Origin of the sequence: Pseudoxanthomonas sp. 3HH-4, from assembly GCF_006716465.1 — a bacterium.
In the GTDB taxonomy this organism is placed as follows: Bacteria; Pseudomonadota; Gammaproteobacteria; order Xanthomonadales; family Xanthomonadaceae; genus Pseudoxanthomonas_A.
This window is the reverse complement of sequence record NZ_VFPB01000001.1, coordinates 957,635-971,011: the sequence shown is the minus strand read 5'-3', so window position 1 is coordinate 971,011 and position 13,377 is coordinate 957,635. Positions and strand designations below refer to the sequence as shown.

The window sequence follows — 13,377 nt, the reverse complement described above, 5'->3', positions numbered from 1 at the left end:
TCACCGTCACCACATCCCGGCGCTTGCCTCCCCGGCGCGATCATCGCAAGCTTGGCCGCCGTTTCGGTTCGCGCCGGGCACTGTCCTTCGTGACCCGTCGCGCAACGACGTCAATCCGGGAGTGGACATGCAACGCGACCAGGGGAGCGGCGACACCGCGCACCCCACAAGCAAGGCAACACCAGCAACGGAACCCCGCCTGGGCGAAAAGGTCGGCTACGGCGTTGGCGATTTCGGCTTCAACCTCTATTGGGCCAACATCTCGGCGTTCCTGCTCATCTTCTACACAGACGTGATGGGGCTGGCGGCCGCTGCGGTCGGCACGATGATGCTCGTCACCAAGGTGGTGGACGCCGTCACCGATCCGCTGATGGGCGCACTCGCGGATCGCACGCGCAGCCGGTTTGGCCGCTTCAGGCCCTATCTGCTCTATGGGGCATTGCCGATGGCGTTCGCGGGCGTGCTGACCTGGACCGTGCCCGACCTGGGCGAAGGCGGACGGCTCGCGTGGGCCTATGCGACCTTCACCCTGATGATGCTCGCCTATACGGTGCTGAGCATTCCCTACTCCGCGCTCTCCGGGGTGATCACCGCCGACAGCCAGCAGCGCACCCAGCTGATCAGTTTCCGTTTCATCGCCGCCTTCGCCGGCACGATGGCGGTGAACTGGCTCACCCTGGACCTGGTGCGGTGGCTGGGACGTGGCGATGAGGCGCTGGGCTGGCAGCTGACGCTGTCGCTGTACGGCGTGATCGCCACGGCAGCATTCGTCACCGTGTTCCTGACCACGCGCGAGCGTGTCGCACCGCTGCCGCAACAACGCAGCGCCGTGCGCCAGGACGTGACCGACCTGCTGCACAACCGGCCGTGGATGGTGCTGTTCGCGCTGGCGTTGATCATCATGGTGACCATCGTGATGCGGGGCGGCTCGCTGGCGTATTACCTCAAGTACCACCTCGAGCGGCCGGAGTTGAGCGGTCTGTTCCTGGGCACCTATGCGCTGGCCCTGGCCGTGGGTGCCGGACTGACGCCACTGATGACCCGCTACGTGGACAAGCGGCGATTGATGGCCTGGCTGATGGCCGGCGTCGGCGTGGTGAGCTGTGCGATGTTCTTCATCCCCCCTGAAGCGGTCTGGCTCATGTTCACGCTCAACCTGCTGGTCGGCCTGATGCTGGGGCCCAAGTCACCCCTGGCCTTCTCGATGTACGCCGACTGCGCCGACTACACCGAATGGAAAACCGGTCGGCGCGCCACCGCGATGACCTTCGCCGCGGCGACGTTCTCGCAGAAACTCGGCGGCGCGCTGGCGTCGGCGACGATCGCCTGGATCCTGGCCGGGATGGGCTACGTGGCCAACGCAGCGCAGTCGGACGCTTCCCGGCTCGGCATCGTGCTGCTGCTGACCGTGATCCCCGGCGCCGTCGCCCTGGTGGCGGCGTGGGTGATGCGGTTCTACCCGCTCGATGCGACCACTCTGTCGCAGGTGCAGAGCGACCTGCAATCCCGTCGGGAAGCTGCTGCATGACCAAGGTGCCTTACGGTTTCCAAGAGCAGGGGCGCCGCTTCGTCCTGACAAGTCCCACCGCGATGCCCGCGGCATCCACCTTCCTGTGGAACCGGCGGATGCTGCTGCAGCTCAACTGCCGCGGGTTCGCCACGGCGCAGTTCATGCAGCCGGAGCCCGCCAAATACGCGCATGCGCCGACGCTGGAGGCCAAGACCTTCATGCAGCCGGAGCAGCCCTACTACGCGCATCACCCGGGTCGCTTCTGCTACGTCAAGGACGAGGAGGACGGCGGACTTTTCTCCGTGCCGCACGAACCGGTGCGACGGACGCCGGAGGCGTTCGCGTTTTCCGTCGGCCTGGCCGATGTGGCGTGGCGCGTGCGATGCGGGAGCATCGAGGTCGAGATGGGCGTGGTGTTGCCTGTCGACGAGGTGGCGGAGTTGTGGACGGTGCGCGTGCGCAACCGGTCGGGCCGTCGACGACGCCTCAGCCTGTATCCCTACTTCCCGGTCGGCTACATGTCGTGGATGAACCAGTCGGGCAGCCATCGCGCCGATCTGGGCGGCATCGTCTGCGCCAGCGTCACGCCTTACCAGAAGGTCGAGGATTACTTCCGCAACCGCGACTTCAAGGACCGCACCGTCCTGCTCTACGAGCGGACGCCGGATGCATGGGAAGCCCACCAGGCGAACTTCGAGGGCGAAGGCGGATTGCATGCGCCGCAGGCCATCGTCGGCCAGAATCTGCTGAGTGGTGGTGATGCTGCGTACGAAATGCCCACCGCCGTGCTGCAGTACCGGATGGAACTCGCCGAGGATGAAGTACAGGAGTACCGCTTCCTGTTCGCGCCGGCGCGCGATGACGACGAGATCCGGCGCCTGCGCGAAGGACACCTATCGAAGGAAGCGTTCGCGGGAGCGGCAGTAGGCAGCGCGGCCTACGTCGACGCAGGCAAGGGATGCCTGCGCGTCGAGACGCCGGACCCGTGGCTGGATGCGTTCGCCAACCACTGGTTGCCGCGCCAGGTCTACTACCACGGCGACGTCAACCGCCTGACCACGGACCCGCAGACGCGCAACTACCTGCAGGACCACATGGGGATGGGCTTCCTGCGTCCGGAAGCCGCACGGGCGGCGTTCCTGCACGCCCTGTCGCAGCAGGAGCCTTCCGGGGCGATGCCGGACGGCATCCTGCTGGTGGAAGGTGCCGAGCTGAAGTACATCAACCAGATCCCGCACACCGACCACTGCGTGTGGCTGCCGATCTGCCTGCGGGCCTATCTGGACGAGACCGGCGACGACGCCATCCTCGACGCCATGGTGACCGACGGCCACGGACAGGCGGCCAGCGTGTCGGAACGCATCACGCGCGCCATGCGCTGGCTGCTGCAGGCACGCGATGCGCGCGGCCTCAGCTACATCGCACAGGGCGACTGGTGCGACCCGATGAACATGGTCGGCTGGCGCGGACGCGGCGTGTCCGGCTGGCTGACGCTGGCCAGCGCCTATGCATTGAAGCAGTGGGCGGAGATCTGCGCGCGCCGCGGCGACGACACGCTCGCCGATGAGTTCCGCGTGGGCACGGAGGCGTGCAACGCCGCCATGAACGCACACCTGTGGGACGGCGACTGGTACGGGCGCGGCATCACCGACGATGATGTCGCGTTCGGCGTCAGCGGGGATGGCGAAGGCCGCATCTTCCTAAACCCGCAGAGCTGGGCCATCCTCAGTGGCGCGGCCGACGCCGAGAAGCGCGCGCGCATGCTGGCCGCCGTCGACACGTACCTAGTGTCGCCCTACGGCGTGACCATGTATGACCCACCGTACACCCGCATGCGCGAGGATGTCGGACGGGTGACGCAGAAGTTCCCCGGCACCGCCGAGAATGGCGCGGTCTACAACCATGCGGCGGCGTTCTATCTGTACAGCCTGTACCAGGCCGGCGAAGCCGACCGTGGATGGCAGGTACTGCGCGCGATGCTGCCGACGCCGGAAGCTGACGACTGCCTGCAGCGCGGCCAGCTGCCGGTGTTCGTGCCCAACTACTACCGGGGCGCCTGGCGGCTGCACCCGCGCACCGCCGGCCGTTCCAGCCAGCTGTTCAATACGGGCACGGCCGCGTGGCTGTACCGCTGCCTGGTGGAGGAGCTGTTCGGTATGCGCGGCGATGGCGATGCGTTGCGGATTGAACCGCACCTGCCATCGCACTGGCCATTGGCGCGCGCGTCGCGCCGCTTCCGGGGCGCCACGTTCGAGGTCACCATCGAACGCGTCGCCGGGCTCACGCAGGTACGTGTGGCGCTGGATGGCGTGTGGCAGGACGACGACGCCATCCGTGGCTTCGCAGCGGGGCGCACCTACCAGGTGCGGGTGGAAGTGCCGGCATGAGCGAGCGCGTGCGCATCGTCGTAGTGATGGGCGTGTCGGGCAGCGGCAAGACCACCCTGGCGCGCGCCTTGGCCGTTGCCTGGCCGGCAACGTTCCTGGATGCCGATGATTTCCACAGCGCGCCGGCGAAAGCGCGCATGGCCAGTGGTCAACCGCTCACCGACCGCATGCGCGCCCCCTGGGTACGTCGCATCGCCCTGGACCTGCAACAGCGTGTGGCGGCAGGCGAGCGCGTGGTGCTGGCGTTCTCCGGCCTGCGCCGGCGCCACCGTGACCGGCTGCGTGCCACCGGGCTGCCGTTGCGGTTCCTGTTCCTGCAGGGCGACAAGGCACTGGTGGCCGCTCGATTGCACGCACGCCATGATCACTACATGCCGGCCTCGCTGCTGGACAGCCAGTTCGCCGCGCTGGAAGCGCCGCGGGAGGAAGCCGATGTCGCGAGGATCGAGGTCGCCGATCCGCCGGCCGTGCAGCTGCGCGATGCGCTGGCGGCGCTGGCGTTGCCCTGAGCAGTAACGAAGCGTCTTCTACGGGCGCCAGTTGGCGTTGCGTTCCCAGAACGCCACACTCCGCCGGTAGGCCTCGGCATCCAACGGCACGCCCGAGCCACCCTCCTCCACGCCCAGCGCATTGCGCATCATCGTGATGGGCGCCATCGGGATTTCATGCGGCGTGGCGGTGTAGAGGCAGCCCACCACGCCCCAGTCGCCGTCGATCGGCGCCTCCTCCTTCGCCAGCTGCGCGGCGCTGTACAGGATGACGATCAGGTAGTCGGCCACCGGCGGTTCGACCCCTTCGAACCAGCGCACCAGCACGGGCAGTTCCGCCGACGAGCGCGCTTCGTAGCCCGACCGCAGCAGATGCCGGTTGTCGTCGGTGATGGGCACGGTCAGGCAGCGGGTCGCCGTCCAGTTCCGGTGCACGTGCAGGCGACAGAACGGCGCATAGCCCTCGAGTACGTCGAATGGCTTCTCTTCGTTCAGGCGTTGCTCGAATGCCTCCGGGGTGCAGTCCTGGATGGCATTTCGGCGCTTGTCGGTGGGGAACAGGCGGGTACGGGCGAAGGGCGTGAGGACGATGGTCATGCGGCAGCCGGCGGGGGATGGCGACAGGGTAGCCGCGCCACCCGCCGCGGGATACGGCCCGGCGCTATAAGGATGCATCATTCATCCGGATGAAGAGATATACTTCGCCCACGATCCGACGGGCGCCCGCCATGCCATCCATCAGCTTCGAGTTCTATCCTCCCAAGACCGATGAGCAGCGCACGCAGTTGGACCGCACCGCGGACAAGCTGAAGACGCATGCGCCCGACTACGTGTCCTGCACGTTCGGCGCCGGCGGCTCCACGCTCAGCTACACATCGGAAACGGTCCGGCACCTCAACCAGCACCACGGCTTCGACGCCGCGCCGCACCTCTCGTGCGTGGGGGGCAGCCGCGAAGAGATCCGCGAACTGCTGCGCCTGTACCGCGCGCTCGGCTGCAAGCGCATCGTCGCCCTGCGCGGCGACCTGCCTTCCGGCATGGGCCATCCCGGCGACCTGCGGTACGCCTCGGAACTGATCGAATTCATCCGCGCCGAGCACGGCGACACCTTCCATATCGAAGTCGGCGCATATCCCGAGACCCACCCTCAGGCGGCAGATGCGCTGATGGACCTGCGCCACTTCAAGGCCAAGGTCGATGCCGGCGCCGATGGCGCGATCACCCAGTACTTCTACAACCCGGATGCGTATTTCCACTTCGTCGATGCGGTGCGCAGGCTCGGGGTGGAGATTCCGATCATCCCGGGCATCATGCCGATCTCCAACTTCACCCAGCTGCGTCGCTTCTCCGAAGCATGCGGCGCGGAGATCCCGCGCTGGATCGGCAAGCGCATGCAGGCGCTGGGCGACGATGCGGATGCCGTCCGCGACTTCGGCGCCGACGTGGTCGCCGGCCTGTGCGAACGCCTGATCGCAGGCGGCGCGCCGTCGCTTCATTTCTACACGCTCAACTTGGCCAAGCCCACACAGACCGTGCTGGCGCGGCTGGGCTGGACACGCTGAGCAGCGGCGACCCGGTCCATCCTGCCGGCATGTGAATGGCCATCCCATTCCGTGCGTTTGCGCCATGACCTGGACGCAGGCGCGGATTAGGCTGTTCGCATGCGCCCCTTGTCGTGCCTTGCCCTGCTTTGCCTGGCCCCGTGGACCTGCCTGAAGGTGCATGACGCACGCGCCCAGCAGCAGGGCGTGCAGCGCTGCAGCACGATGTCCGGCCAGACCGTCTACACCGACAAGCGCTGCGAGGACATCGGCGCCATGGACCGGCTGCCGTCGGGCGACACGCCCACCGCCGCGACGGGCTCCCTCTACCGCGGAGGTTGCTCCCTCACGCTCAGCGACCTGGTGATGCAGGTCTCTTCCGCCATCCAGGCGAAGGACGTGAACCGCCTGGCCGGCGTTTACCACTGGACCGGCACATCAGACGCCACCGCACTGCGCATCCTCGACCGGCTCGATGCGGTCGCCCAGCGCCCGCTGGTCGACATCGTCCCGGTCCGCCCCACCCCTGCACCGGTGCTGGATGCCGCCGGACAGGTGGTCGACGCCAACCAGGATGGCTATTACCCGCACACCGCGCGGCGGCAGCGTCCCATCGGCCTGCGCGTGGTGCAGACGCTGAAGAACAGCGCCACACCCGCCGACACCACGTTCGGCCTGCGCAGGGCCTACAACTGTTTCTGGATCACGCTGTAAGGAAACCCAGGACTCACGCGCCTTGCGGCGCAGCGCCCGGCGAGTCCGGCGGCGTGTCCCGCGCTGGCGAGAAACGCAACGTGGCCACGACGCCTTTCGAGTCCCCCGGACGCACGCCGACCTGCCAGCCATAGAGCGCGCACAGGCGACTGACAATGGACAGGCCGATGCCGCCGCCTTGCGAATGGCCGGCATGCGTGCCGCGATAACCGCGCTCGAACAGCCGCGCGGCGTCTTCCTTGCTCAGCCCGGGCCCGGAATCGACGACTTCGACGGCGTCCGGCAACAGGCGGACGACCACTTCGCCATCCTTGGTGTACTTGACCGCGTTGCCGATCAGGTTGCCCAACGCCACCGACAGTGCGGCCTCGGGCGAGTCCACGGTGACACCACCTTCGCCTTCGACCCTGAGGATCAGCGGCTTTCCTCCCAGCGTGGCGCGATGGGCATCGAGCAGCTGGTCGACCACGCGCGCGACATCGGTATTGCCATGGCCACGCTCATTGCGCGACAGCAGCAGCAACGCACTGATCAGGTCCGTGCATTGCTGCTCGGCGCGCTGGATGCGCTGGATACGCGTGCGCGTCTTCTCGTCCATATCAGGGCGCGACAGCATCAACTCGACCGAGCCGCGGATGATGGCGAGTGGCGTGCGCAGTTCGTGGCTCACGTCGGCGTTGAACTCGCGGTCGCGCTGGACCACTTCGGTCAGGCGTCCGGAATAGTCGTCCAGTGCCTTGGCGAGTTCACCGACCTCATCCTCGGGAAAGTGTGACGCCAGCGCGCGAGGGTTGCTGCTGCCGCGATAGGAACGGAGACGTGCGGCGAGTTCGGATACAGGGCTCATCACGCGCGAAGCGGACCACCAGCCGATCAACAACGATATGCCAGTAAACACCACCACTACGCCGATCAGTGCACGATTGAACTTGTCCTTGCCTTTGGCGGACTCTGTCATGTCGTAAGCAAGGAAAAACCACGCGTCCGGCGTCTTCTGCACGGCAAGCCAATAGGAAAATGGCGACCCATCTTCGTCCGTGCCGGACAACGCATGTATTCCGTTCGCCAGTTCGTACCAGTCGGGCTGCTCGTTCTTGAGCTGATCGAACTTGTCAGGTGCAAACGCGTAGGCACGCATCGTCTGGACACGCAGGTCGCGCTGGCGTCCTCCGCTCTCGACATAGCGGCGCTGGTACTCGCTGATGTTCTGGCTCATCGCGTCGACCACGAGGTCTTCCTCGACGCGATTCCGCACCCAGTTCGCCGAGAACGCGAGGAGCAGCGTCAGGCAGAAGCCCAACAGCACGAACGACAGGATGATGCGGGTGCGCAGCCGCCGCCGGAAGCGGCGGTGGCGGCGGGGTTTCGACGACTCAGCTGCTGGCATCGGGTGCGGCGATGCGGTATCCGATGCCGTGGCGGGTCTGGATGTACGGGCTGTCGAACGGCTTGTCGACCACCGCACGCAAGCCGTGGATGTGCACGCGCAGGGAATCGGAGTCGGGCAACTCCTCGCCCCAGACGCGCGTTTCCAGCTCCTGGCGCGTCACCACGGCGGGCGACGCCTCCATCAAGGCCTGCAGGATCTTCAGCGCGGTCGGATTGAGCTGCAGCAGCTTGCCCTGGCGGCGCACTTCAAGCGTGTCCAGGTTGTACTCCAGCTCGCCGACTTCAAGTACGCGTGTCTGCACGCCCTTGCCGCGCCGCGAAAGCGCATTCAGACGCACCTCGACTTCCTGCAGCGCGAACGGCTTGATCAGATAGTCGTCGGCACCGGAATCGAAGCCGGCCAGCTTGTTGTCCAGCGAGTCCCGCGCCGTCAGCATCAGCACCGGCGTCTGCTTGCGGGCCTCGTTGCGCAGCTTGCGGCAGACCTCCAGCCCATCCATCCCGGGCAGGTTGAGGTCGAGCACGATCGCATCGAACTCGTGGACTACCGCCAAGTGCAGACCAGTCACACCGTCGGCCGCAAAGTCCACCGTATGACCCCGCTCCTCAAGGTAGTCGCCAAGGTTGGCGGCGATGTCGCTGTTGTCTTCGATAACCAGAATGCGCATGTCAGGCTTCAGTCAATTGATAGGCGAGCGGAAGTTCTTGTCCATCTCGTTCTGCGCCTCGTCACGATGCCGTCGACGCTCCGCGACCGTGATGCAGTGGGTGATGGCACGCCTCGTACCGACGGGGGCCTCCCTCTTGCAGATGAGCCGACTCTCTTCACCTGCATGGGTCAAAATGGCGTTGATCAACTCCTGGTCGTTCAACACTGCAATCTTCTGTTCGGCGGAAAGTCCCTCTACCGAGCCGTTTGCGCGAGCCAACTGGCTGGACATGCGACTCAGCGCTTCCTTCACCTTGGCCGAATCCTGGGGGCTGATCTCGCCATACTTCTTGCCTCCGGCAAGATCATTGAGAATCTGCTGCTGCTGCGTCTCGAAGGGCGACTTGATGTCCAGTGCACTGTCCGAGCCTTCTCGTGAAGACAGGGAATCAATCTTGGCGTGCGCTACGGAGGACGTGGTCAGCAATAAGCCCAGAACAATCGCCTTGTGCATGCTTTGAATCTCCTGTTGTGTGGCTGGGGAGCACGATCAAACAATTCTTGGACAGACCCTCCGGACGACCGACTCGAACAGCGATCATTCGAGCGACCACCCGACTACCAGGCGCTTCAACTACCCTTGTTGTAGGTACCCGATGGGTTACGCCGCATCATGTCCTGCGCCTCCTGAGCATCGCGACGACGCTCTGCAACGGTCTTGCACTGGGTCGTCGTACGCAGCGAACCGATCTGCGCTTCACGGCGGCAGATGAGACGGCTGTCGGCGGCGGCCTGGGACAGGATCTGGTTGATTTCGTTCCGTTCGTTGGCGAGCTGGGTCTTCTGCTCGGGGTTCAATGACCCGCCGCTCTCATTGATGATCGAGGCAAACCTGGCAAGGGATTCCTTGACCTTGGCACGGTCGGCAGCCGCGATCTCGGCATAGGTTTCGCCGTCGTCCAGTTGTTTCTGGATCAGCTCCACCTGCTCGGGCAACGGCTTGTCGAGGTCCAGTGCTTGCGGTTTGGCCGACTTGTCGCGGGAAGCACCGTGGGCGGTCGCTGCAAACAGCAGCAGCATCAATGCCATGAAGGGAGGACGACGCATGCTGCTTCCTTACGTGATGGGGATTACCGAATTTAGCCAACGGGACCCATGCCAGCAAGTATCGAAAGGGCTGGCCGAGAAAAACAAAGGCCCAAGCGGGTGGAAGCCCGCTTGGGCCAAACTGATGCCCCGATTACCGTAAACCTGTGCTTTCCAGATGCAAACACCGGGAGGAACGCAGAGCTGCGGTCCGAACAAGGCTACGCGGGTTTCGATTAAACCACCGTTAAAAGGCGCGTTAACTTCACGTGAAAATTCAATAACCTGCGGCGGAGTGTGTCCTGTCGCCCTATTCAGAATGGGCGGCCAGGTGCTCGACGATCCGTCCGGCGACGTCCACACCGCAGACCGCCTCGATGCCTTCCAGTCCCGGGGTCGAGTTGACCTCCAGGACCAGCGGACCACGCGCGGCGCGGATCAGGTCCACGCCAGCCACGCCCAGCCCCAACACGCGCGCCGCCCGTATGGCGACGGCGCATTCCTCTTCCGTCGCCACCGCGTGCTGGGCCGTGCCGCCCCGGTGCAGGTTGGACCGGAAGTCCCCCTCAGGGGCCTGGCGGCGCATCGATGCCACCACGTGGTCACCGACCACGAAGCAGCGCAGGTCTGCACCCTCCGCCTCCGCGATGAATTCCTGCACCACGAAGCTGGCATACAGGCCGCGCAGGGCCTCGACGACGCTGCGTGATGCAGACGGCTTCTCCGTCAGCATCACGCCGGCCCCCTGAGCACCTTCGTTCAACTTGATGACATGCGGTGGCGGGCCCAGCATCGAAAGCAGGTCGTGGGTGTCGTCCGGGTTGTCGCCGAATACCGTCACCGGCAGATCGATTCCCTGCGCCGCCAGCAACTGGTGCGCGCGCAGCTTGTCGCGTGCACGCAGGATGGCATCCGACGGGTTGGGACTGTACGTCCCCATGAGCTCGAACTGGCGCAACACGGCCGTGCCATAGCGCGTGATGGAGGCGCCAATGCGCGGGATGACCGCGTCGTAGTCGGCCAGCGATCTGCCCTTGTAGTGCAACTGGAAGCCGGTGGATGCGATGCGCATGTAGCACCGCAACGGATCCAGCACCCGCGCCGTATGGCCACGCTGGCGCGCGGCTTCGACGAGACGTCGTGTCGAGTACAGCTTGCCGTTGCGCGACAGGATGGCGAGCTTCATGGATATGCAATCACGGGGGCCAGGCACAGCATGCCACGCACCGGATACCGGGCGATGACAGGACGCGGGAAGGGGAATGCGAAGATGGAGCGGGTGATGGGAATCGAACCCACGCTAGCAGCTTGGGAAGCTGCAGTTCTACCATTGAACTACACCCGCACGATGCGGCGAGTCTATGCCGCAGGACGCGGCAAGGCAATGCGGCGCCGTCACCCGGCGCCGCATCGCGGGTCGTGCATCAGAAGTTGCCGCTCAGGGTCATGAATGCCGTGGTGTTGGTGCCACCGCCCTGGTTGACCGTCGTGTTGACGCCCAGGTTGGCGTCGAACCCGAACAGCCGCGTGCGTGCACCCAGCAGCAGGGTCCCGTAGCTGTCATCGGTATCCAGGCCCGGCACCGCATAGGGCGTCGTGCCCGGCAGCGACAGGACCTGCGCGAAGACTTCCTCCGCCGGGTCTTCGAATTCGCGATCCACCGTCAGCCGGGCATAGGGCGCCAGGTGATCATGGATGGCGTAGCTGACCTGCCAGCCCGCGCTGCCGATCAACGAATCGAAGTCCTGGTCCGGGTAGGCCAGCGCACTGGAATTGAGGTTGCTCTCGCTGTAGCCGTCCATCTCGATGGTCTGCGAAAGCACGCTGGCTACCGGACCATGGCGGAACGCGCCCTCGCCGAACTCGTAACCCACGCTGGCGCCCACGCTGAGGTTGGTGCCGTCCGGCGAGCCGGAATGGCGACGGGTCATGTCGCCCAGCTGCACCTCGCGGTCCACCTCGTAGGAGATCCAACTGTAGCTGATCTGTGCATTCGCCCAGAGATGATCGCCATACCACCCGGCGAAACCGCCCAGGGTGGCGTCGGACTCGTCGAAACTGCCACCACGGCGGCCGAAGTCGTATTGCGCACGACCATAGCCCGCGAAGCCGCCATAGACCCATGAGCCACGCGACCAGTCCACACCGAATGTACCGGTCGGGCCGACGCCGTCGTACACGTCACCGTCTCCGTAACGCAGGAAGTCGCCGCGCAGGTCGCCCCACCAGCGCATGCCATCGGCTTCGGGCTTGCCCGCCACGTGCGAGGCCACGCGGTCCGCGCGCGCGCGGCCATGCACGGACGCGGTATACGGCAGCAGCGCGATCTGGCGCGGCCCCTCCAGCATCGAGACCGCGTACTGCGACAGGATGCCGTGAGCGCGCGAGGTCGGATGCACGCCATCCGCGAACGCGTAGGTGTCGGGTGCATTCGGGGTGACGTACGAGGTGGGGTTGCAGGTCAGCGAGTTCGCGGTGATCTGCGGCTGGCAGGCAGTGCCGGTGACATTGGCGAAGCCGTATGCGGCCGGGCTGGCCACGATCTCCTGCAACAACGTGAACGTATTCAGCGGAATCACGCGCAGGCCAGCCGTGCTGATGGCGCCGTACAGCGCATTGTTGTACGTCGTCGCCAGTTGGGTGCCGCCCGCCATGGCCGCCGGGCCCTGTGCGCGGAAGCCCGGGGTGACGCCGAGGTCGGGCACCGTGGGCACCAGGATGTAGCGGGCGCCTGCGTTCTGCAGCGTGGCGATGATGCCGACCTGCGCGGTTACCGCAGAACCTATCGTCGTTGCAGGGTCCGCGCCGCCATTGGTGATCGCGAACAGGTCGTTGGCTCCGCCCCACACCGTATACAGCGCATCGGGGTCGGCGCGTCCGCCCGTGGAAGCCAGATAGGTGTTCACCTGACTGGCCAGCGACGGGATCGGCCCCAGCGCACCGGTGGTGTTCGTGCCCACGCGCGCGCCGCCGGCCGCGTAGTTGGTACCGACCTGGCCGTTGCCATTGGCGTAGGCGCTGGTGCCGTAGTACTCCGCCAGGTACTGCGACCAGACAAAGCCGGGGTTGGTGGTGAACTGGCCGGTCACCGGCCGCACCGAAGCCGGCAGCAGCGGCCGGAAGTAGCCTGCGTCGGTCAGGCTGTCGCCGAAGAAGATGGTCTGCGAATAGGGGCCGTCCTGCGCAAGGGCGGGGGTCGCCGCCGCAGCCAGCGCCAGGGCCAGCAACGAACGGACGGGCGAGATGGAACGCTTCATGGAATCTCCCGGGGCAATGGATGATGGGCTGCGCGCCGGCTCTGCCGTACGGCTGCGCATGGCGCGCATCGTTCCACCAAGCCCGTCGGCGCACACGCTGCAATGCGGCAAGTATGCGGGCCATCGGCGACAATGGCGGCATGGATATCCAGTTGAACGGGCAGCCTCTGGCGCTGCCGGACCGCAGCACCGTCGCCACCCTCCTCCACCTGCAAGGCTTGGCCGAGCGCCGCGTGGCCATCGAGGTCAATGGAGAGATCATCCCGCGCGGGCAGCACGCACAGCACATGCTGCAGGCGGGTGACCGTGTCGAGATCGTGCACGCACTGGGCGGCGGCTGAAACCGCGGATCGATC

General features: G+C 65.9%; 13 protein-coding genes and 1 tRNA gene. 6 read left to right on the top strand and 8 right to left on the bottom strand.

The features are described 5' to 3' along the window. Positions 1-127 precede the first annotated feature (127 nt). From FB548_RS04340 to FB548_RS04330, 3 genes are read left to right on the top strand one after another with little or no spacing between them, the layout of a single operon-like run. Positions 128-1,528, top strand: a complete 1,401-nt coding sequence (locus FB548_RS04340) for an MFS transporter (protein ID WP_142123492.1) — start codon at positions 128-130, stop codon at positions 1,526-1,528. Next, positions 1,525-3,897, top strand: coding sequence for an NdvB protein (locus FB548_RS04335; RefSeq protein ID WP_142123491.1), 2,373 nt, complete (start codon positions 1,525-1,527; stop codon positions 3,895-3,897). Before FB548_RS04340 ends, FB548_RS04335 begins: the two co-directional genes overlap by 4 nt. Further along, positions 3,894-4,406 (top strand): gluconokinase, GntK/IdnK-type, encoded by a 513-nt coding sequence (locus FB548_RS04330; protein WP_142123490.1) that lies wholly within the window; start codon positions 3,894-3,896, stop codon positions 4,404-4,406. Before FB548_RS04335 ends, FB548_RS04330 begins: the two co-directional genes overlap by 4 nt. 18 nt (positions 4,407-4,424) lie before the next feature. On the opposite strand, the gene FB548_RS04325 is transcribed toward FB548_RS04330, so the two are convergent. Beyond that, entirely contained in the window at positions 4,425-4,982 is a 558-nt protein-coding gene (locus FB548_RS04325; RefSeq protein WP_142123489.1) for a DUF3228 family protein, read from the bottom strand. Positions 4,983-5,113: 131 nt separating this feature from the next. On the opposite strand from FB548_RS04325, the gene metF reads away from it, so the two are divergent. Together metF and FB548_RS04315 are read left to right on the top strand one after the other, a co-directional pair. After that, complete coding sequence (gene metF / locus FB548_RS04320; protein WP_142123488.1) at positions 5,114-5,947, top strand: methylenetetrahydrofolate reductase [NAD(P)H]; 834 nt, start codon at positions 5,114-5,116, stop codon at positions 5,945-5,947. A 99-nt stretch (positions 5,948-6,046) separates the two neighbouring features. Beyond that, the gene (locus tag FB548_RS04315; protein WP_142123487.1) at positions 6,047-6,640 is read left to right on the top strand and encodes a hypothetical protein; all 594 of its coding nucleotides are present in this window, start codon (positions 6,047-6,049) and stop codon (positions 6,638-6,640) included. A gap of 13 nt (positions 6,641-6,653) precedes the next feature. Here FB548_RS04315 and FB548_RS04310 read toward each other — a convergent pair whose 3' ends face one another. The 7 genes from FB548_RS04310 to FB548_RS04280 form a co-directional block, all read right to left on the bottom strand. Next, on the bottom strand, positions 6,654-8,027 hold the full coding sequence (locus FB548_RS04310; protein WP_142123486.1) for a HAMP domain-containing sensor histidine kinase: 1,374 nt from the start codon (positions 8,025-8,027) through the stop codon (positions 6,654-6,656). Next, the gene (locus tag FB548_RS04305; RefSeq protein ID WP_055936695.1) at positions 8,014-8,697 is read right to left on the bottom strand and encodes a response regulator transcription factor; all 684 of its coding nucleotides are present in this window, start codon (positions 8,695-8,697) and stop codon (positions 8,014-8,016) included. Before FB548_RS04305 ends, FB548_RS04310 begins: the two co-directional genes overlap by 14 nt. A 12-nt stretch (positions 8,698-8,709) precedes the next feature. Further along, complete coding sequence (locus tag FB548_RS04300) at positions 8,710-9,192, bottom strand: hypothetical protein (protein ID WP_142123485.1); 483 nt, start codon at positions 9,190-9,192, stop codon at positions 8,710-8,712. A gap of 116 nt (positions 9,193-9,308) precedes the next feature. Continuing rightward, a complete protein-coding gene (locus tag FB548_RS04295; RefSeq protein ID WP_255470302.1) occupies positions 9,309-9,785 on the bottom strand; it encodes a hypothetical protein in 477 nt (158 codons plus the stop codon). 289 nt (positions 9,786-10,074) lie between these two features. Beyond that, on the bottom strand, positions 10,075-10,950 hold the full coding sequence (rimK, locus tag FB548_RS04290; RefSeq protein ID WP_142123484.1) for a 30S ribosomal protein S6--L-glutamate ligase: 876 nt from the start codon (positions 10,948-10,950) through the stop codon (positions 10,075-10,077). A gap of 85 nt (positions 10,951-11,035) precedes the next feature. Then, positions 11,036-11,109: transfer RNA gene (locus FB548_RS04285), tRNA-Gly, on the bottom strand. 79 nt (positions 11,110-11,188) lie between these two features. Then, on the bottom strand, positions 11,189-12,988 hold the full coding sequence (locus FB548_RS04280; RefSeq protein WP_185742015.1) for an autotransporter domain-containing protein: 1,800 nt from the start codon (positions 12,986-12,988) through the stop codon (positions 11,189-11,191). Between the two features lie 173 nt (positions 12,989-13,161). On the opposite strand from FB548_RS04280, the gene thiS reads away from it, so the two are divergent. Further along, a complete protein-coding gene (thiS, locus tag FB548_RS04275; protein WP_142123482.1) occupies positions 13,162-13,362 on the top strand; it encodes a sulfur carrier protein ThiS in 201 nt (66 codons plus the stop codon). Positions 13,363-13,377: the final 15 nt, after the last annotated feature.

Coding starts and splice junctions, on each gene's coding strand:
- FB548_RS04340 (WP_142123492.1), top strand. CDS start 128: ATGCAACGCGACCAGGGGAGCGGCGACACCGCGCACCCCACAAGCAAG.
- FB548_RS04335 (WP_142123491.1), top strand. CDS start 1,525: ATGACCAAGGTGCCTTACGGTTTCCAAGAGCAGGGGCGCCGCTTCGTC.
- FB548_RS04330 (WP_142123490.1), top strand. CDS start 3,894: ATGAGCGAGCGCGTGCGCATCGTCGTAGTGATGGGCGTGTCGGGCAGC.
- FB548_RS04325 (WP_142123489.1), bottom strand. CDS start 4,982: ATGACCATCGTCCTCACGCCCTTCGCCCGTACCCGCCTGTTCCCCACC.
- metF (WP_142123488.1), top strand. CDS start 5,114: ATGCCATCCATCAGCTTCGAGTTCTATCCTCCCAAGACCGATGAGCAG.
- FB548_RS04315 (WP_142123487.1), top strand. CDS start 6,047: ATGCGCCCCTTGTCGTGCCTTGCCCTGCTTTGCCTGGCCCCGTGGACC.
- FB548_RS04310 (WP_142123486.1), bottom strand. CDS start 8,027: ATGCCAGCAGCTGAGTCGTCGAAACCCCGCCGCCACCGCCGCTTCCGG.
- FB548_RS04305 (WP_055936695.1), bottom strand. CDS start 8,697: ATGCGCATTCTGGTTATCGAAGACAACAGCGACATCGCCGCCAACCTT.
- FB548_RS04300 (WP_142123485.1), bottom strand. CDS start 9,192: ATGCACAAGGCGATTGTTCTGGGCTTATTGCTGACCACGTCCTCCGTA.
- FB548_RS04295 (WP_255470302.1), bottom strand. CDS start 9,785: ATGCGTCGTCCTCCCTTCATGGCATTGATGCTGCTGCTGTTTGCAGCG.
- rimK (WP_142123484.1), bottom strand. CDS start 10,950: ATGAAGCTCGCCATCCTGTCGCGCAACGGCAAGCTGTACTCGACACGA.
- thiS (WP_142123482.1), top strand. CDS start 13,162: ATGGATATCCAGTTGAACGGGCAGCCTCTGGCGCTGCCGGACCGCAGC.